At 72.4% G+C, this 19,089-nt stretch carries 13 protein-coding genes; 9 read left to right on the forward strand and 4 right to left on the reverse strand.

Going from position 1 to position 19,089, the window contains the following annotated elements:
- The first annotated feature begins 109 nt into the window (after positions 1 to 109).
- From ACZ6JS_RS07625 to ACZ6JS_RS07635, 3 genes are all read left to right on the forward strand, one after another.
- Positions 110 to 715 carry a hypothetical protein gene (locus ACZ6JS_RS07625; RefSeq protein WP_469296583.1) on the forward strand — a complete coding sequence of 202 codons (606 nt, stop codon included), beginning with the start codon at positions 110 to 112 and terminating at the stop codon, positions 713 to 715.
- A 60-nt stretch (positions 716 to 775) separates the two neighbouring features.
- Entirely contained in the window at positions 776 to 2,836 is a 2,061-nt protein-coding gene (locus ACZ6JS_RS07630) for a flotillin family protein (protein WP_469296585.1), read from the forward strand.
- 97 nt (positions 2,837 to 2,933) lie between these two features.
- The gene (locus ACZ6JS_RS07635) at positions 2,934 to 7,763 is read left to right on the forward strand and encodes a DNA repair ATPase (RefSeq protein ID WP_469296586.1); all 4,830 of its coding nucleotides are present in this window, start codon (positions 2,934 to 2,936) and stop codon (positions 7,761 to 7,763) included.
- A 476-nt stretch (positions 7,764 to 8,239) separates the two neighbouring features.
- On the opposite strand, the gene ACZ6JS_RS07640 is transcribed toward ACZ6JS_RS07635, so the two are convergent.
- Positions 8,240 to 9,256, reverse strand: coding sequence for a PucR family transcriptional regulator (locus tag ACZ6JS_RS07640; protein ID WP_469297154.1), 1,017 nt, complete (start codon positions 9,254 to 9,256; stop codon positions 8,240 to 8,242).
- Between the two features lie 438 nt (positions 9,257 to 9,694).
- On the opposite strand from ACZ6JS_RS07640, the gene ACZ6JS_RS07645 reads away from it, so the two are divergent.
- The gene (locus ACZ6JS_RS07645) at positions 9,695 to 10,756 is read left to right on the forward strand and encodes an NAD-dependent epimerase/dehydratase family protein (RefSeq protein WP_469296588.1); all 1,062 of its coding nucleotides are present in this window, start codon (positions 9,695 to 9,697) and stop codon (positions 10,754 to 10,756) included.
- A gap of 238 nt (positions 10,757 to 10,994) precedes the next feature.
- On the opposite strand, the gene ACZ6JS_RS07650 is transcribed toward ACZ6JS_RS07645, so the two are convergent.
- Together ACZ6JS_RS07650 and ACZ6JS_RS07655 are read right to left on the reverse strand one after the other, a co-directional pair.
- Positions 10,995 to 12,107: a sensor histidine kinase gene (locus ACZ6JS_RS07650; protein WP_469296589.1), complete on the reverse strand. Its 1,113-nt coding sequence runs from the start codon at positions 12,105 to 12,107 to the stop codon at positions 10,995 to 10,997.
- On the reverse strand, positions 12,104 to 12,841 hold the full coding sequence (locus ACZ6JS_RS07655) for a response regulator transcription factor (protein WP_469296591.1): 738 nt from the start codon (positions 12,839 to 12,841) through the stop codon (positions 12,104 to 12,106). Before ACZ6JS_RS07655 ends, ACZ6JS_RS07650 begins: the two co-directional genes overlap by 4 nt.
- A gap of 115 nt (positions 12,842 to 12,956) precedes the next feature.
- Between ACZ6JS_RS07655 and ACZ6JS_RS07660 the strand changes: the two genes are divergently transcribed.
- The 3 genes from ACZ6JS_RS07660 to ACZ6JS_RS07670 are packed head-to-tail and all read left to right on the forward strand — an operon-like array spanning position 12,957 to position 15,102.
- Positions 12,957 to 13,652, forward strand: coding sequence for a glycosyltransferase family 2 protein (locus ACZ6JS_RS07660; protein WP_469296593.1), 696 nt, complete (start codon positions 12,957 to 12,959; stop codon positions 13,650 to 13,652).
- Entirely contained in the window at positions 13,649 to 14,305 is a 657-nt protein-coding gene (locus tag ACZ6JS_RS07665) for a TIGR04282 family arsenosugar biosynthesis glycosyltransferase (RefSeq protein WP_469296595.1), read from the forward strand. The genes ACZ6JS_RS07660 and ACZ6JS_RS07665 overlap by 4 nt, the downstream gene beginning before the upstream one ends.
- Positions 14,302 to 15,102: a methyltransferase domain-containing protein gene (locus tag ACZ6JS_RS07670; protein WP_469296596.1), complete on the forward strand. Its 801-nt coding sequence runs from the start codon at positions 14,302 to 14,304 to the stop codon at positions 15,100 to 15,102. The genes ACZ6JS_RS07665 and ACZ6JS_RS07670 overlap by 4 nt, the downstream gene beginning before the upstream one ends.
- A 547-nt stretch (positions 15,103 to 15,649) precedes the next feature.
- Here the strand turns inward: ACZ6JS_RS07670 and ACZ6JS_RS07675 are convergent.
- Positions 15,650 to 16,810 (reverse strand): molybdopterin-dependent oxidoreductase, encoded by a 1,161-nt coding sequence (locus ACZ6JS_RS07675; RefSeq protein ID WP_469296598.1) that lies wholly within the window; start codon positions 16,808 to 16,810, stop codon positions 15,650 to 15,652.
- 113 nt (positions 16,811 to 16,923) lie between these two features.
- On the opposite strand from ACZ6JS_RS07675, the gene ACZ6JS_RS07680 reads away from it, so the two are divergent.
- A complete protein-coding gene (locus ACZ6JS_RS07680) occupies positions 16,924 to 18,339 on the forward strand; it encodes a glycosyltransferase family 87 protein (RefSeq protein ID WP_469296599.1) in 1,416 nt (471 codons plus the stop codon).
- Positions 18,340 to 18,655: 316 nt separating this feature from the next.
- Positions 18,656 to 19,087: an NfeD family protein gene (locus ACZ6JS_RS07685; RefSeq protein ID WP_469296601.1), complete on the forward strand. Its 432-nt coding sequence runs from the start codon at positions 18,656 to 18,658 to the stop codon at positions 19,085 to 19,087.
- The last annotated feature ends 2 nt before the right edge of the window (positions 19,088 to 19,089 follow it).

The following is a 19,089-nucleotide window of genomic DNA, read 5'->3' on the forward strand; positions in this document are numbered from 1 at the left end:
AGACTGCCGGTGATCGGCAATGTGGGACCGGCGCACGTCAGGGCAGGATGGGCTGAGGCCGGACGGGCCCACGCACCTGATGCCGGGTGCCGGAAGGGAGGGGGGACGCGTGGACGAGTTCATCAAGGCCGCTCTCGGCTTTCCCACCGTGCTGTTCACCGCGGCCCTGGTCGTCGTCCTCGGCTTCTGGCTGCTCGTGCTCTGCGGGGCCGCGGACCATGAGGGTGCCGGATCGGACGTCGGCAGCGGTGCTCTGGGCCTCGGCGGTGTGCCCGTCAGCGTGTCCGCCTCGCTGCTGATCGGCGTGGCCTGGTTCGCGAGTCTTTCCGGGTCGGCGCTCCTTGCGCGTACGGGATGGCCCGACACCCTGGTTCACTTCTTCGGCGCCATGCTGCTGTTCGGGGCACCGTTCCTGTCATGGCGCGTGACGCGCGTGCTCGTACGACCCCTGACCAAACTCTTCCCTGACGAACCCGGGCCGTCCCGGCTGGACTTCGTCGGCCTGACCTGCGTCATCCGCACGGGGCGGGTGGACGCGGGCTTCGGCCAGGCCGAGGTCGCGGCAGGCGACGGCTGCACGGCGCTCGTCCAGGTCCGCCAGCACGGCAGTGATCCACTGATGCTCGGCAGTACCGCGCTGCTCTACGCGTACGACGACGCAGGCGAATTCTTCTGGGTCGCGCCCTTCGACACGGCGCTCGACCCGCGCGGCTGAGCGCCGCGCAATCCAGCCCTCCGGGCTTCTCAGCTTCGACTTCTCACGTGGGGACTCCTCATGGACGCCATCTCATTGGGCCTCGGCACGCTCGTCGTCGTCGTTCTCGTCATCGCGGTCGCCGCGCTGCTTGTCGTGACCCGGCTGTTCCGCAAGGTCGAGCAGGGCAAGGCCCTCATCGTCTCCAAGATGCGGAAGGTCGATGTGACCTTCACCGGGCAGGTCGTTCTGCCCGTGCTCCACAAGGCCGAGATCATGGACATCTCGGTGAAGACCATCGAGATCTCGCGGACCGGCCGCGACGGCCTGATCTGCAAGGACAACATCCGGGCCGACATCCGGATCTCATTCTTCGTCCGCGTCAACAAGACCGTCGAGGACGTCATCAAGGTCGCCCAGGCCATCGGTACGCAGCGGGCCTCGGACAAGGCGACCCTGCAGGAGTTGTTCAACGCCAAGTTCTCCGAGGCGCTCAAGACGGTCGGCAAGCAACTCGACTTCACCGACCTCTACACGATGCGCAACGAACTGCGCGACCGGATCATCCACATCATCGGCACCGATCTGAACGGCTACAGCCTGGAGGACGCGGCGATCGACTACCTGGAGCAGACACCGCTCTCCCAACTGGATGCCGGCAACATCCTCGACGCCCAGGGCATCCGCAAGATCACCGAGCTGACGGCCGTCGAGAGCGTGCGCACCAACGAGTTCCGCCAGCACGAGCAGAAGGAACTGACCCGGCAGAACGTCGACGCCCGCGAGGCCATCCTGGAGCTGGAGCGCCGCCAGGCGGACGCCGAGAGCAAGCAGCGCCGCGAGATCGAGACGGTGCGGGCCCGGGAGGAGGCGGAGACGGCACGGGTGCTGGAGGAGGAGCGGCTGCGGGCGCAGAGCGCCTTCCTGAAGACGGAGGAGCAGCTCGGCATCCAGCGGGAGAACCAGGCCCGTGAGGTGGCCGTCGCGCAGAAGAACCGCGAGCGGGTCATCGCCATCGAGAACGAGCGGATCGAGAAGGACCGCCTGCTGGAGGTCATCGCGCGGGAGCGGGAGACGCAGTTGACGCGGATCGCCGCCGACAAGGAGGTCGAGACCGAGAGGAGGGACATCGCCGAGGTCGTGCGCGAGCGGATCGCGGTGGACCGTACGGTCGCCGAGCAGGAGGAGTCCATCAAGCGGCTGCGCACGGTGGAGGAGGCCGAGCGGACCCGGCAGGCGATCGTCATCGCCGCCGAGGCCGAGGCGCAGGAGAAGCTGGTCAAGGACATCAAGGCGGCCGAGGCCGCCGAGCAGGCGGCCGTGCACCGGGCGGCGGAGGAGCTCACCCTCGCCGAGGCCCGCAACCAGACCGCCGACCTCGACGCCCGCGCCAAGATCCGCCTCGCCGAAGGCATCCGGGCGGAGGCCGCAGCCGAGGGGCTGGCCGCGGTCACCGTGCGGGAGAAGGAGGCGGACGCGATCGAGAAGACGGGCCGGGCCGAGGCCGGGGCCACGGCGGCGCGGCTCAAGGCGGAGGCGGACGGCGCCCGCGAGATGGCGATGGCCGAGGCGGTGGCCATCGTCGAGAAGCTGAAGGCGGAGGCCGAGGGCCTGACCGACAAAGCGGCGGCGATGGCCGCCCTCGACGAGGCCTCGCGCGGGCACGAGGAGTACCGGCTGCGGCTGGAGGCCGAAAAGGAGGTCCGGCTCGCCGGCCTCGACATGAGGCGGCAGGTCGCGCAGGCGCAGGCATCCGTCCTGGCGACCGGGCTGGAGAGCGCCGACATCAGCATCATCGGCGGCGAGTCGGCGTTCTTCGACCGGATCGTCGGCGCGATGTCGATGGGTCGCGCGGTCGACGGGTTCATGGACAACTCGCAGACCGCCCGGACCTTGGCCGGGCCCTGGCTGGACGGTTCCGGCTCCTTCACCGAGGACCTGGCGAAGGTGCTCGGCTCGGTGTCGGCCTCCGACGTGCAGCACCTGACCGTCTCGGCCCTGCTCATGAAGCTCATGCCGGCCGGATCCGGGCAGCTGGACGAACTGATGGCCAAGGCACGGCAGCTGGGGCTCGCCGACCTGCCGGTCAGTGAACTCGCCGGGCAGAAGAGCACCGTCCTGAACGGTGCCGTCAAGAGCTGACCGCCACGGGGGTGCGGTCGAGGGGTGCGGAGCCGCCGAGGAGGGGATGGCGGCTCCGCACCCGTATCACCATCCGTACACGAGGGAGCTGGACCACATGACCACGGCCACGACGATGGACGCCGGGACGTACGAGGTGCTGCGCGACCGGCTCGCGGCACAGGCCGGGGAGCTGGCACGGCGCTCCGAGGCCCTCAACGCCGCCCGGATCGCCGAGTTCGGCGGGACCGGACTCACGCTCGCCGGCTCCGAGCGCATCCGCACCGAGCACAGCCGCGTGGCCCGCGACCTCGTCGCCGTGGGAGACCTGCTGCTCTTCGGCTGCAACGGCTCCACCGGCACGGGACCCGAGCAGTCCGTCGGGGCCGTACTCGGACTGTACGACCGCGACCTGAACCCGCTCCCCGACAGCGCGGCGCCCGGCCTCCTCGACGACCCCGGCTTCATCCGGGAATTCGGTGCGCTGCACCGCTACTACCGGGGCGCACGGCTGCTCCGGCTCCGCCACGTCGACGGCAAGCTGCTGGCCGTCTTCCGGACCGGCGAGCAGGCCGAGGACCTCCGCGTCCTGCGCTGGTCCTTCACCCCCGCCGGCGAGGCACGTTTCCTGGACGCCCAGGGCGAGCGCGACCACGTGTTCCCTCCCGCCCACGACGTCGAGTGGCGGGAGACCACCCGGGACGACCACGTCCTCGGCCGCCACCCGCACACCTCCATCGAGGGGCGGCTCTACGTCTCCACGGTCGGCGGCGCACTCACCGTCAAGACCGAGAACGACACCGAGACCGGCGAGGGCGTCCACCGCGAGCCGGTCGACGAGCCGCTCCAGTCCCTGGCGGACGCGGAGGTCGCGTACGCCACCGTGGGCCCGCTGATCCTGCTCCGGATCCGCCCCTACAAGGAGGAGACCAGGCGCCACCTGGTCTACAACACCGTCACGAACACCATCGTCCGGCTCGACGGTGTCGGCGTCTCCTGCCGCCGCCTGCCGGAGGACGAGGGCATCGTCTTCCCCGGCGGCTACTGCCTCGCCTCCGGAACGGTGAAGACGTTCGACACGGACACGACGGGCCTGGAATTCGAACGTGTCATCCGCTCCCCCAACGGTGAGGACGTGCTGTTCACCTTCCACGCCCGCGCCGAGGGACGCGGCCTGCTGCTCTCCTACAACGTGATCCGCAAGGAGGTCGCCGCCCCCGTCTCCTGCCGCGGCCACGCCCTGTTCGACGACGGCACCCTCGTCGTCCTGCGCGCCGAGGGCGCGGAGCCCGCCCGTACGCACCCCGTTCAGATCTGGCAGACGCCCTACACCTCCGACACCCACACCGCCCCCTCGGGCAACGGGCCGCTCACCCGCATCGGCAACGCCGACCTGGTCCGGGGCATCGCCGACTGCCTCTCCATCGCCCGGCAGGCCACCGAGACCGGAGCCACACCCGCCGGGGCTGTGTACGAAACGCTGCTCGCCGCCTGCGTACGGGCAGCCGACCGGTTCCCCTGGCTCGGCGACGCGGAGACCGGGGACCTGCACGGCCCCCTGGAAGCGATCCGGTCCACCACCGCACAAGTGCTGGAGGAGTTCGAGAGCGTCCAGCTCCTCACCCGGCAGGCTGCCGACGCCCTCGCCGAATCCGCTCAGTCGATCGCCCGGCTCGTCCGCCGAATACGCGGCGAGGCCCCGGCCACCGCCGAGGAGTGGATCGACCGCATCACCGAGCTGCGCCGCGCGCAAGGCCATCTCGTCACCCTCAAGGAGATGCGGTACGCGGACACCGAAGGCATCGAACACCTGGCATCGAACGTGGAGGGCGACATCGCCTCCGCGGCCCGGCGCGCCGTGGCCTTCCTCAGCCGCGAGGACGCCTTCACCCCCTGTCGCGCCGAGGCCGAGCAGCTCGCCGCCGACGCCGAGGCCATCACCACCGTCGCCGAGGCCGCCCCCGTGACGGAGCGGTTGGAGGAGCGGGCCTTCGGCCTCCAGACCCTCGCCGAGGTCGTCGCGGGCCTGGACACCGGCGACGCGACCGTGCGCACCGCCATCCTGGAGCGGGTCGCCGAAGTCCTCGGCAGCGTGAACCGCGCCCGCGCCACCCTCGCCGCCCGCCGCCGAGAGCTGCTCGACCGGGAAGGGCGGGCCGGGTTCGCGGCCGAGTTCGCGCTCCTGGGCCAGGCCGTGACCGGCGCTCTGGCCGCTGCCGCCACGCCCGAGGACTGCGAGGCCCAGCTCGCCCGCCTGCTGCTCCAGCTGGAGAACCTGGAATCCCGCTTCGCCGAGCACGACGGCTTCCTCGCCCAGATCGCCGAGAAGCGCGCCGAGGTCCACGACGCCGTCTCGGCTCGCCGCCAGAGCCTGCAGGACGCCCGCGCCCGGCGCGCCGAGGCCCTCGCCGACTCCGCGCGCCGAGTACTGCAGACCGTCACCCGCAGGGCCTCGGCTCTGGACGATCCCGACGACGTCAACGCGTACTTCGCCTCCGATCCGATGATCGCCAAGGTCCGCCGTGCAGCGGACGAGCTGCGCCAACTCGGCGACTCGGTGAGGGCGGAGGAACTGGATGGCCGGCTGGCCGCGGCCCGCCAGGAAGCCGGGCGGGCGCTCCGCGACCGCAGGGAGCTCTTCGACGACGGCGGCGACACCATCCGCCTGGGCCGGCACCGGTTCGCGGTCACCCGGCAGCCGGCCGAGCTGACGCTCGTGCCGCACCGGGACGGTCTCGCCTTCGCGCTGTCCGGAACCGACTACCGCCGCCCGGTCACCGATCCCCGGTTCGCCGCCACCCGGCCCTACTGGACCCGGACCCTGGCCTCCGAGTCCCCCGAGGTCTACCGGGCCGAGTACCTGGCCGCTCGCCTTCTGGCCGAGCACGGCGCCGACACGCTCACCGACGCGGAAGTGGACACGCTCGTACGCCAGGCCGCCGAGGCCTCGTACGACGAGGGCTACGAGCGCGGAGTCCACGACCACGACGCCACCGCCATCCTGCGCGTGCTCCTGCGGCTGCACGACAGCGCCGGGCTGCTGCGCTACCCGCCGCGCGAAAGGGCCACGGCCGCACTGTACTGGGCCCACGGCACGACAAAGCCGGAGCGTGACTCCTTCACCCGCCGCGCGGTGTCCCTGGCCCGGGCCCGCGACACGTTCGGGCCCTCACCCGCCATCAGTGCTCTCCAGGACGAACTGGCCGACGCGATCGACATGTTCACGCCCGGACCCGCCGACCCGGCACGCGCCGCCGCGTACCTCTTCGAAGAACTGACATCGACACCGATCGGTTTCGCGGTGTCGACCACCGCCCGCACGCTCCTGGACAAGTTCCGGCGCAGCGTGGGCACCCCACCGTACGACGAGGACCTCGCGATGCTCCCGGACCTGCGGGGACGGCGGCAGCTCGTCGAGGGCTGGCTCACCTCCTACGCGGCCGCGTCCGGCGAGGACATGGACGAAGCCGACATCGCCGAGGCCGCCGCCGTCGAACTGTGCCCCGCACTGGACCGCTACGAGGCCGGCGGCACCGTCACGGCCACCGTCTCCGGACTGCTCGGCACCCATCCGCGGATCAGGGAACGCTCACTCGTCCTGCGCCTGGACGACTTCCTGGCCCGTACGGCGGACTTCGCCGCACACGACGTCCCGGGGTTCCGCGCCTACCAGCGGCAGCGCAGCGCCCTCGCCGAGACCGCGCGAGAACAACTGCGGATCGACGCCTACCGGCCCCGGGTCATGTCCGCGTTCGTCCGCAACCGCCTGGTCGACGAGGTCTACCTCCCCCTCGTCGGCGACAACCTCGCCAAGCAGCTCGGCGCGGCCGGAGCCGCCAAGCGCACCGACAGCAACGGTCTGCTGCTGCTTCTCTCACCACCCGGCTACGGCAAGACGACCCTCGTCGAATACGTCGCAGAGCGCCTCGGTCTGCTCCTCGTCAAGATCGACGGTCCTTCCCTCGGGCACGACACGACCTCGCTCGACCCGGAGGCCGCCCCGACCTCCACCGCGCGCCACGAGCTGGACAAGATCGCCTTCGCTGTGGACGCGGGCAACAACGTCCTGCTCTACCTGGACGACATCCAGCACACCTCGCCGGAACTGCTCCAGAAGTTCATCCCGCTGTGCGACGCGACCCGCACCCTGAACGGCCGCGACCTGCGCGGAAAGCGCTTCGCCGTCTGCATGGCCGGCAACCCGTACACCGAATCCGGGCAGCGCTTCCGCGTCCCCGACATGCTGGCCAACCGCGCCGACGTGTGGAACCTCGGCGACGTCCTGACCGGCAAGGAGGACGCCTTCGCCCTGAGCTTCGTCGAGAACGCCCTCACCTCGAACCCGCTCCTCGCCCCGCTGGCCGGACGGGACCGCGCCGACCTGGAGCTCCTCGTACGGCTCGCTGCCGGCGACCCCACGGCCCGCCGGGACCGCCTCACCCACCTCTGCTCCCCGGCCGAACTGGACCGGATCCTCGCCGTCCTGCGGCATCTCCTCACCGCCCGGACGACGGTCCTCGCCGTCAACGACGCCTACATCGCCTCCGCCGCCCAGAGCGACGCCGGCCGCACCGAACCGCCCTTCCAGCTGCAGGGCTCCTACCGCAACATGAACAAGATCGCCGCCCGGCTCTCACCGGTCATGAACGACGCAGAGCTGGCCGCCGTCATCGACGACCACTACACGGCAGAAGCCCAGACGCTCACCACCGGAGCGGAAGCCAACCTCCTCAAGCTCGGCGTCCTCCGCGGCACCCACAGCCCTCGACAAGCAGCCCGCTGGAACGAGATCACCACTGCCTACGTCCGCAGCCAGGCCCTCGGCAACGCCGGGGACGACCCGCTCGGCCGAGCGGTCGCCGCCCTCGGCCTGCTGGCCGACCGCGTCGCCGCCGTGGAGAGCGCCATCACCCGGGCCACGTACCCCCGCCACCGGTCGGCCCTGTGAGAGGCGGGGCGTCCCGGTCCCATCCCGGTTACCCGGGCTGGGCGATACCGGCTGCCTGATCCACCACTCTTCCAGGTGCTGGCCCGGTAACCCCTGAGGCGACTCCCCCGCTGGGCGTCCTTGGTCCGGACGGCGTCGAGGGCCGCCACGGAGGAGGCGTCCCAGATGTGGGCGCCGGAGATGACGTACATCTCGCGCCTTGGTGTGCACGGACCCGCTCCTTACGCCTTTCAGCAGGTGAGTACCCCTCGCACCACCCGCGACAAGCGAAGAGGTCTCCCCCGCCTCCCGGTCTCGCACGTCACGCGCGTCCACGCGACCGGACGCCGGCAGACCGTCTCCTTCACCGCAACGCCACGAGCCGAGGCGCTGAAAGCGCCGAGGAGCACGAACGAGACTTCGGCCCGCGGTGGGTGACCACAGCGGGATCGGTGCCGTGGGACTTCGGATGCGCGTTCACCGGTCCCCGCCGCCGCTCAGGCCGGTACACCCGGCCAAGGGAGCAGACGGGCACCGATGGCAGCGGTCTGCAGTGTGTAGCGGTGCTGCGGGTCGGTCGGGTCGGCCTGGGTGAGGGTGTGGATCCGTTCCAGCCGATAGGTGAGCGCCCGCACGCTGAGCGAAAGCCGACGGGCTGCTTCGGTCGCCACGCAGCCGCTGTCGAAGTAGGCGTGGAGAGTGTCGATCAGGGGCTGCGCACCGCCGCGGGCCCGCTGGAGCGGGCCCAGTACGCTCTCGACCAGGTCGGCCATGGCCTGCCGGTCCCGGGTGAGGACGGGGTAGACGAGCAGGTCGGCCGCGTACAGCACCGGACTGTCGAGTTCCAGGCGCGCGGCGAGGTCGAGGGCGTTGAGGGCTTCCTCGTACGAGTGGACCACTCCTCCGGCCCCCTGGTGGGAGCGGCCGATGGCCACCTGGCCTCCGTCGGTGGCTCCGTAGGCCTGCTTGGCGAAGTACGCCAGGACGTCGGGCTCGTCTCCGGGAGCCACGCAGATCAGTCGGCCGTCCTTCGTCGCGAGCAGGATCCTGCGGTTGCCGAACCTCGCCACCATGGCTTCCTCGATGCCGCGGGCAACGGGGTATCCGTCACCGTAGGGCTCCGGGCCGGTGGCTACGGCCACCGCGTGCGCCTGCGACAGGCGCAGCCCGAACCGCTCGGCCCGCTCCACGAGCCGCCCGAGGTCGCTACCCCCGTAGAGGAGATCGTCGATGAACTCCCGGCGGGCCGCCTCTTCCTGTCGTACTGCCTGCTGCTGGGCACGCTCGTAGCCCTCGGCGAACGCGTCCACGGCCTGTTCGACCGCGGCCAACAGGGGCTCGGCCCTGTCGGTGGGCAACTGCGCCAAGACCTCCCGGGCGACGACCAGGTGCTCGCGTATCAGACCGCGGAGCCCTGTTCCCGTCCGCCCCGCGGCCCGCTCTCCCTCGGCCCTGCGCGCGTCACGCTCGGCGCGGGTGAGCAGGCGTCCCGTGGCACAGGCGTCCCGCAACATCCGCGCGTACGCCGCCAGTTCCACTTCCGCAGCTTCCGCCCCCGCCACCGTTCCCCCTGATCCCGGCGCCCATGACGCCTTCTTGACACGGGGCCCAGGGTGCCACGGGACGAGGATTCCTGGGACACCGGGACGCCTTCCGTTCCGCCGGGCCGACAGGGCACAGCGTCCGCCCGAGCCGGGTACGGGTCGGGGGTCCGCTTGCGGGAGCGGGATTCAGGCCCTTCGACGCCGGCGCCAAGGCGCACCCCGTGCCGGGATCGCGGCCTCCCGTGGTGCGAGGCCGACGATCCAGTCCCACGCCGCCCTCCCGGGCCCCCTCCCGTAAGGTCCTCACGGTGGACGGTCGGGCAGGCGGGTGGACCATCCGATGACGGAAGTCTTACGTCCGGGCGTGGAGCGGGGCTTCAGACGGTCGCGTTCCGTAGCGTCCGGGGCATGCGAGTACTTGTCACCGGAGGCGCGGGGTTCATCGGCGCGCACATCGTCACGGCGTTGACCGATCGTGGTCACGAGCCCGTGGTACTGGACGCGCTGCTGCCGACCGCCCACCCCGGGCCGCCCGGTCTGCCGGGCGCCGAGATGGTCGTGGCGGACGTCCGGGACGCGGAAGCGGTGCGCGCGGCGCTGCGGGGCGTGGACGCGGTGTGCCATCAGGCGGCGATGGTCGGGCTGGGGAAGGACTTCGCGGACGCGCCCGCGTACGTCGGCTGCAACGACCTGGGGACGGCCGTGCTGCTGGCCGGGATGGCGGAGGCCGGCGTGAACCGGCTGGTGCTGGCGGGGTCGATGGTGGTCTACGGGGAGGGCCGGTACGACTGTCCGCGGGACGGCGTCGTCCGGCCCGGTCCGCGCGCGCTCGAGGATCTGGAGGCGGGGCGGTTCGAACCCCTCTGCCCGGTGTGCGGGGCAGAGCCGGTGCCCGGCCTGGTCGACGAGGACGCCCCGGTGGATCCGCGCAACGTGTACGCCACGACGAAGCTGACGCAGGAGCACCTGGCGGCTGCCTGGGCGCGCTCCACCGGCGGGCGCGCCGTGTCGCTGCGCTATCACAACGTGTACGGGCCCGGCATGCCCCGTGACACCCCCTACGCCGGGGTGGCGTCCTTCTTCCGGTCGTCGCTCGCCAGGGGCGAGGCACCTCGTGTCTTCGAGGACGGCGCCCAGCGAAGGGACTTCGTGCACGTACGGGACGTGGCGGCGGCCAATGCGGTGGCGCTGGAGTCGGCGGGCGGCCGCGCGGCAGGCTCGTTCGCCGCGTACAACACCGGCTCGGGCGAGCCGCACACGATCGGTGAGATGGCCGCGGCACTGTCTGCTGCGCACGGTGGCCCCGAGCCGGTGGTCACGGGGGAGTTCCGGCTCGGTGACGTCCGGCACGTCACCGCCGATTCGACGCGGCTGCGGCGGGACCTGGGGTGGCTGCCCGGGGTGGGTTTCGCCGAGGGGATGGCGGAGTTCGCGGGGGCGCAGCAGCGGGCCTCGTCCGGTGTCCCGTAGGGGGCGCAGAAGCCGGACCGCACGGCCCCCGTGCTGCGGAGGAGCCTGATCGGAACAGGGCCGGCCGGATCACCCAGGTCCTCTTCGACGCGCTGCGTACGGCCCACTGCCACGGCAGCGCCGTGATCGTCAGCCACGGGAGTCCCGAGACACGGGCCACCTGGCGCACGCTCGGTACGGCCGGGCTGCTCCGCTGCGGTGAGGCCGTTCGCCCCTTCCCCTGCCCGCCCCGACCGGCTCAGCCGGTCGGGGCGGGCAGGGTCACCTCGAAGCGGCAGCCGCCCGGCACGTTCCGCACGTCGGCGCGACCGTCGTGGGCCTCGACGATGCCGCGCACGATGGCCAGGCCGAGGCCCGCGCCGGCGGGCGGGGTCCGGGCAGCGGTGCCGCGCCAGCCGGTGTCGAAGACCCGCGGCAGTTCCTCGTCGGGGATCCCGCCGCAACCGTCGGTCACCGACAGGACCACGGCCTGGGCACGGCGTTCGGCTGCGATGGCGACCGTGCCGTCGGCGGGCGTGTGGCGGATGGCGTTGACCAGCAGGTTGGCCAGCACCCGGGTCATCTCCTTGCCGTCCACTTCCACCGGCACCGGTTCGACGTCGTCTCCCACGAGCCGTACGCCGTGCGCGTGGGCGAGCGGGTCTGCGCCTGAGAGCGCGTCGCCCACCAGGTCGTAGACCGACATCCTGGTGGGAGTGAGGGTCAGGGCGCCGGCGTGGATCCGGGACAGTTCGAAGAGGTCGCCGACCATGGAGTTGAGGCGTTCGACCTCGGCGCCGATCTGCCGGTGGTAGCGGGCCGGGTCGGCGGCCACGCCGTCCTCCAGCGCCTCCGACATGGCCCGCAGGCCTGCCAGTGGCGTACGCAGGTCGTGGGAGATCCACGCGACGAGTTCGCGGCGCGAGGTCTCGAGGGCACGTTCCCGCTCGCGTGACGCGGCCAGCTTCGCACTGGTGGCGGCCAGTTCACGCGAGAGCAGGGCCAGTTCCGCGGTGGCGGGGACGGCCGGAACGGCGAAGCTGCCGCCGTCGCCGAAGTCGCGTGCGGCGAGCGTGAGGTCGTGGCTGCGGGCGACGACCCAGCGGCCGAGGAGCAGGGCGGTCGCCAGGGAGACGGCGGCAGCCATCGCGACCACCAGTGTGACGACGGTCAGGTCGTGCGAGGAGAGGAACATCGCCTGCGCGACGGCGAGGGTTCCCGCGAGCATCGCGGTGACCGTCACCGCGGCCACCACGGTCAGGGAGACTGCGACCGAACGGTGACGCAACAGACGCAGCACGACCGCGCCGAGCGCACCCGCGCAGGTGGCCCCGCCCAGGGCGAAGACCGCGATGAGCAGCAGGTCCTTCACAGCGCCCCCGCCTGCCCGGTCCCGACCGGCAGCTCGAAGCGGTATCCGACGCCCCATACGGTCTGGATGAAGCGCGGCCGGGCGGGATCGTCCTCGATCTTGGCGCGCAGCCGGCGGACGTGGACGGTGACGGTGGACAGGTCGCCGAAGTCCCACCCCCACACCTCCCGCATCAGGTCCTCCCGGCCGTGCGCCCGGCCGGGGCGCCGCAGGAAGTAGGCGAGGAGGTCGAACTCCCTGAGGGTGAGGGCGAGTTCCGTCCCGTTCTTGGATGCGCGTCGGGTCCCGGTGTCGAGGGTCAGGCCCCCGCCGCCCAGCGCCGGCTCCGGTGCCGCGGTCACCTCCTTGCCGCGGCCCCTGCTGCGGCGCAGGACGGACTCGACCCGCAGGACGAGCTCGCGCGGGCTGAACGGTTTGGTGACGTAGTCGTCGGCGCCGAGTTCCAGTCCTGCGATGCGGTCCTCCTCGTCGCCCCGTGCGGTGAGCATCACCACCGGTACCGGTCCGGCGGCACGAAGCCTGCGGCACACCTCCAGCCCGTCCATCCCGGGCAGCATGAGGTCCAGGACCACGAGGTCGGGCCGGGCCCGTCCGGCGCTCGCGAGGGCCGTGGCGCCATCGGGGGCGTGCTCCACGGCGAATCCGGCGCGCGCCAGATAGCCGGTCACGACCTCGGCGACCGTCGGATCGTCGTCCACGACGAGGACCCGGGCCGACGTGTTCTCGATGCTCATGCGGTCAAGGGTCGCACCGTCCGGTCCGGCTCCGACCCCGCTGCGGCGGCGCCCGGGGTGACGTCCGCGTTTCGTAAGGAGTCGATGTCTCCTTGAGCGGCCCGTCATCCCTACGGTGAAATCCGTGACCGTAGATGTCGTACTTCCCTGTCTGAACGAGGCCGAGGCGCTGCCCTGGGTGCTCGCCCGCATCCCCGCCGGCTGGCGGGCCGTAGTCGTCGACAACGGCTCCGACGACGGTTCCGCCGAGATCGCTCGCGGTCTCGGCGCCACCGTGGTCCATGAGTCGCGCCGTGGCTTCGGGGCCGCCTGTCACGCCGGGTTGATGGCCGCCGAGGCCGATGTCGTCTGTTTCTGCGACTGTGACGCCTCGCTCGATCCGGGACTCCTGACCGGCTTCGTCCGCTCGGTCGAGAACCGTGAGGCCGACCTCGTACTCGGTCGGCGCCGGCCCCAGGGCCGGGGTACCTGGCCCCTCCACGCCCGGGCCGGGAACCTGGCCCTGTCCCGAATGCTGCGCCGCCGCACCGGGCTGCGCCTGCACGACCTCGGCCCGATGCGGGCCGCTCGGCGTGAGGCCCTCCTCGCCCTGGAACTCACCGACCGGCGCAGCGGCTACCCGCTCCAGATGGTGGTCCGCGCCGCCGACGGCGGCTGGAAGGTACGGGAGGTGGACGTGCCGTACCTGCCCCGTGCCGGGAAGTCCAAGGTCACGGGCACATGGCGCGGCACCTACCAGGCCGTACGCGACATGAGCCGCGTACTCGCCGAGCCGGTGGCTTCCGCGGCCGTGACGGGGGGCCGGAGGTGACCACTCTTGTGGTGATCGCGAAGGAGCCCGTGCCGGGGCGGGTCAAGACGCGGCTCACGCCCGCCTTCACTCCGGCCCAGGCGTCCCTGCTCGCGGAAGCCGCCCTCGCGGACACCCTGGAAGCCGTCGCCGCGGCCCCCGCCGAACGCCGGGTGCTCGTCCTGGACGGCCGCCCGGGACCTTGGCTCCCACCCGGTATCGAGGTCGTCCCGCAGTGCTCCGGAGGGCTGGACGAGCGGCTCGCCGCAGCCTTCGCCTGCTGCTCCGGGCCGGCCCTGCTGATCGGCATGGACACCCCTCAGGTCACGCCCGCCCTGTTGGCGCCCGCGACGGGGCCGGACGCCTGGCAGGAGCACGACGCCTGGTTCGGCCCCGCGATCGACGGGGGATTCTGGGCGCTCGGGCTGGCCGCGCCCGACCCCGCGCTGCTGCGCGGGGTTCCGATGTCGGTGAGCGAGACGGGCGCGGTGCAGTACGGCCGGCTCCTGGCGGCAGGCCTGCGGGTCGGGCTGCTGCCCCGGCTGCGGGACGCGGACACCGCCGAGGACGCTCGGCTGGTCGCCGGCGAGGCCGCCGGCACCCGATTCGCCGCCCGATACGCCCGGTTCGCGTCGGCCTCGGCAGCGTCCGCCTCTCGCCCGGTGCGCCCGTGAGGCGGCGCGGGGCTCCCGCCGAGGCCGTCGCCCCCGGTTGCCTGCCCCGGCCGGCGGCCTGGCGCGAGGACCCGTACGCCGACGCGCTCGACAGCGGGCGGGGCCCTCTGTTCCTGCGTCGCAGCGACGGCTGGCTGCTGCCCCTGGATGTGGAGCGCTGGTGCGCCGCTCCTGACGCCGCGGACCAGAGCGTCCTGGCCCGCTGCCGAGGGGCCGTCCTCGACATCGGATGCGGCCCCGGACGCCTCGCCGCAGCCCTCGCGGCCCGGGGCCACCGGGCGCTGGGCATCGACGTGAGCCCGGCCGCGGTGGCCCGTACCGAACGGCTGGGCGGACTCGCACTGTGCCGGTCGGTCTTCGAACCGCTGCCCGGGGAGGGCCGATGGGACACGGCCCTCCTCATCGACGGCAACATCGGCATCGGCGGGGATCCCACGGCGCTGCTGGGCCGACTCGGGTCGGTCACCGGCCCGGCAGCACGGGTCATCGCGGAATGCGTACCGGTGGACGTGGACGAGTGCTGCGAGGTCCGGCTCGACAACGGCAGCGGCGCGCTCGGCGAGCCCTTCACCTGGGCCCGGCTCGGCGCCCGGGCGCTCCACGAGTACGCCCGCGTCACCGGCTGGCACGTCACGCAGGAGTGGTCGGTCGCGGGGCGTGTGTTCGCGCAACTCTCACGGCGTCCTCAGGACCCGTCGCCGGAGGCCCGGGGCCCGGGTTTCCGCCCCGGTCCGGGCCCGGGCCCGGACCCTGGATCGGGCCCGGGTTCGGCAGTCTTCCCGGTTCCTGGCGGCTGATCCCCGGGCCCGCCCCGAGGCCGACGCTGCGGTCCGGAGCCCGGCTCCGGCGGCTGACCCGACCCGGTGTCCGGCGCAGCCCCGTGCCCGGTTGCCGGCTGTGGCCGGGCGGCGGAGCCGCCCCCGCCGCGAGGGCGCCGTGGAAGGTGGCGCCCCGCCACCGCCACCACGACGGCCGAGATCACCACCGCTCCGAGTACCAGCAGCAGGTTCCGCCCGTAAGGTAGGGGCAGCGCGGACGGGTTGGGCGGGGAGCCCGGTCGGAGCAGCAACGGGAGCGTGATCAGCACCGTCGCGCCGCCTGTGATCAGGGCACCCCGCACCACTCCCCTGGCCGGGACGGCCGAGACCAGGAACCCGAGGACCAGGACAAGGGGTGCGATCAGCGCGTCGTGCAGGACCAGCGCACCGACGAGCCAGACGCCCACCTCCCAGGGGTCCGGCACCACGGACAGGTGCCACGCTCCGATTCCCATCAGCAGCAGTCCGAGGGCGCCCACGCCGTAGCGGACCGCTCCCACGGCACGAGCACCGGCGTCCTCGCTGTTCACAACACCTCCAGGCGGGTGACCCACTTGGTCTGCAGGACGCCCGGCCGGTTCGGCGCGATGATCCGCGCCGGGTAGCCGTGGTCCGGCGACAGGGTCTCGCCGTTGAGGGTGAGAGCGAGCAGGGTCAGCGGATCCTCCGCGTACTCCCGGCCCATTTCCATCACCCGGTAGGCACCCTGCGCTTCCAGAGAGACCACGCGCACTCCGGCGCCCGGCCGCCCGCCGGCGCGTGCCACCAGGTCACGCACCCGCAGGCCGCTCCAGCGGGCCTCCGCGCTCCAGCCCTCCACACATGCGATCGGCAACCGCACCTTTGTCCGGGGCAGCGACCGCAGTTGGTCGAGGGTCAGGCTGTACGGTACCGGCCCCGTCACCTCCAGCCGCCAGTCGCGCAGGGCCGCTTCCGTCACACCGGCCGCCGCGGCCGTACGGTTCACCGGAAGCCCCTGCGGTCCGTGGTCGGGATGCCGCGGGGCCAGGAGGTCGAGCCGCTTGAGCGGGGTGAAGGACTGTCCGACCGTGGTCAGTGTCACCACCCCGACCGCCGCGCCGACACCCAGCAGGAGCGAGCGCCGGTCCGTGGCGTCCTCGGCCGCAAGTTCCGAGGTCCCCGCCGATCGCCGCGCCCAATGGGCCTTGATCTGCGGCCACTTCACAGCGACGTGCAACAGGATCGAGCCCGCCACCACCCAGGCCACGGCGAAGTGCACGGGGACGAAGGAGAACGGCCACGGGTACCACTCGACGACGTTGAGGAGTCCGGTGAAGACCTGGAAGACCGCGGTCGCCACCAGTACCGCCACCGAGAGCCGCTCCAGGGCGTGCCGCACCGACCGGACCGGCGGCCGGACGAACAAGCGGGGGTAGACCGCCCACAGTTTCGCGAGCAGCAGCACGATCGCGGCGAGTCCGGAGGCGATGTGGAGTCCTTGCGTGAGCCGGTACCCCCAGACCGGCCGGCTCGGCAGTTCGCCGGCCGGCCAGCCCGGCGGGTGCTGGAGGTAGTGGCTGATCAGCCCCGTCACGAAGCACACGGCGAAAGCGAGGCCCAGCCACCGTCCGACGGACGTGGCGGTACGTGCGTCATGCAGGCGTCCCGAGAAGGTGGGCGGTCGCACGGACGGAAGGAGGGGGCGCCGGCGCGTTCGGGGAGTCATGCTTTCCATCACAGCGCCCGCGGTCGTCCGGCGGTGCCTTCGACACCTTACGAAACGCGTACGTCGGGCCGGGCGGGGCAGGCCCGGCACCCTTGCGCTGCCAGGCTGTCGCCATGAACAGCCGCCACACCGCCGTCGCCGCCCTGCTGCTGGCGGCGCTGACCGCCACTCTCGTGCCGACCGTACGCAAGGACGGCTATTTCGCCGACCCTGTCGGACTCTTCTGGTGGTACGCGGCCACGTGGGCGCTGTTCGCCGCTGCGGCGTGGGCCCTGCGCCGGGTCCCCGCCCGGCACGTCGTCCCCCTGGTACTCGCAGGCGCCGTGGCGGTCGCCGCCACCGGGCTGGTCGCGGCTCCCCGTACGAGCACCGACTCCTTCCGCTACGCCTGGGACGGGCGGGTGCAGGCCGCCGGGATCTCCCCGTACGACCATCCTCCTGCGGACCCGGCGCTCGCCCGGCTGCGCGACGGCTGGCTCTTCCCCCAGGGCTCCGCCGCCTGCTCGGGGCCGGACCGGGCACCGGTGGGCGACGGGACGTGTACCCGCATCAACCGCCCCCGGGTACACACGATCTACCCGCCCGTGGCCGAGGGCTACTTCCTGCTGGTCCATGCCCTCTCGCCACCGGACGTCCGGCACACGGCACTGCAGACCGGCGCGGCCCTGCTGTCGGTCGCGACGGCCTGTGCGCTGGTGCTCGTCCTGCGACGCCGGGGCGATCCCCGTCACGCCGTCTACTGGGCGTGGTGCCCCGCAGTGCCGATCGAGGCGGTGAACAACGCACACGTCGACGTCCTCGCCGTGCTCCTGTCCGTCGCCGCCCTCGGGGTGGTGGCCCGGCACAAGGTGACCGGCGGCGCGCTGCTCGGCCTGGCGATCGCCACCAAGATGCTGCCCGCGGTCCTGCTGCCGGGTGCCCTGTCCGGGGTACGGCGTGCGCGAGACGCGGCCGGCGTGCTGTTGCCCGCCGCCGCGGTCGTCGCACTCGCCTACCTGCCGTACGTCCTGGGCTCCCGATCGTCCGTGTTCGGCTATCTCGGCGGCTACGCCGAGGAAGAGGGCTACGAGGACGCCACCGCGGGCGGGCGCTACGCCCTGCTCCGTCTCCTCTTCCCGGACGCCTGGGCGCTGCCGCTGGTCGTCGTCGGCATGCTCGCCGTGATCGCCCACGTCCTGCGCCGCGGGGACCCCGAACGCCCCTGGAGCGGGGCCCTGCTGGTCACCGGGACGGCCTTCCTGCTCCTGACCCCCGGCTACTCCTGGTACGCGCTCCTGCTGATCGCCCTGGTCGCGCTCGACGGCCGCTGGGAATGGCTCGGCGTCGCCCTCGCGGGCGCGGCCGTCTACATCACCGGCAGGTCCCTCGGCGGCGCGACGGGCACGGTTGCCTACGCAGTCGCCGGAGCCGCAGTCCTGGCCGGCTGGGCCCTGCGCCGTCGACACACGACGACAGCCGATTCGCGTGAGGCGGACGACCATTCGCCGAGCGGGCCGGCTGCCCCTGCTGACGAGCCCCGGACTTCCTGAAGGCCGGGGTGCGGGCCGCCCACGGCGTGCACGTCTCCGACCGCGCCCTGGATCTGGTCGGGCCGGCCGTCCGTGGGCCGGCCGGCGACCCTTGCGGATACGCGCCCGGCCCCAGCCGTGAGCCCGCCTGCCGTCGCGTCACCGCCCCCATCCCGCTCGCCCCCCGCTCGCCCGCCCGACGGGCGGCGACGGGCACCGACGACCGCAGGCCGCTGGAGACGAGAGATCCGCCTGATTCCGTACAGAACTTACGGGTAAAACCTCACAAAAGGTATGGAAATATTCATACCCCTTCCCTCGTGCGGAGGCGTAAGGCATGGATCCCTGGCTGATCTGGCTGATCGTCGCTCTGGTTCTGGGCGCCGTGGAAATCTTCACCCTCACCGCCGCGCTCGGCCTGCTGGGCGGCGCGGCGCTGGTCACAGCCGCATTCGCCGCTATCGGTCTGCCCCTTCCCCTGCAGTTCCTGGTGTTCGCGGTCGTATCGACGGTCGGCGTGGTCTTCATCCGCCCGATCGCGATCCGCCGCCTGTCTCCGCCGCCGGACGGGCGTTTCGGCGTGGACGCCCTGGTCGGCGGGGCCGCCTACGTGACATCGGAGGTGTCGAAACTGGGTGGCAGAGTCCGTATCGGCGGTGAGGAATGGACGGCGCGCGCCTACGACGAGACGCTGGTGATCCCTCCCGGCACGACCGTCGACGTCATCGAGATCAAAGGCACCACCGCACTCGTCTATCCCCGGGAGTGAGC

The organism is Streptomyces sp. NPDC046349 (assembly GCF_055587885.1).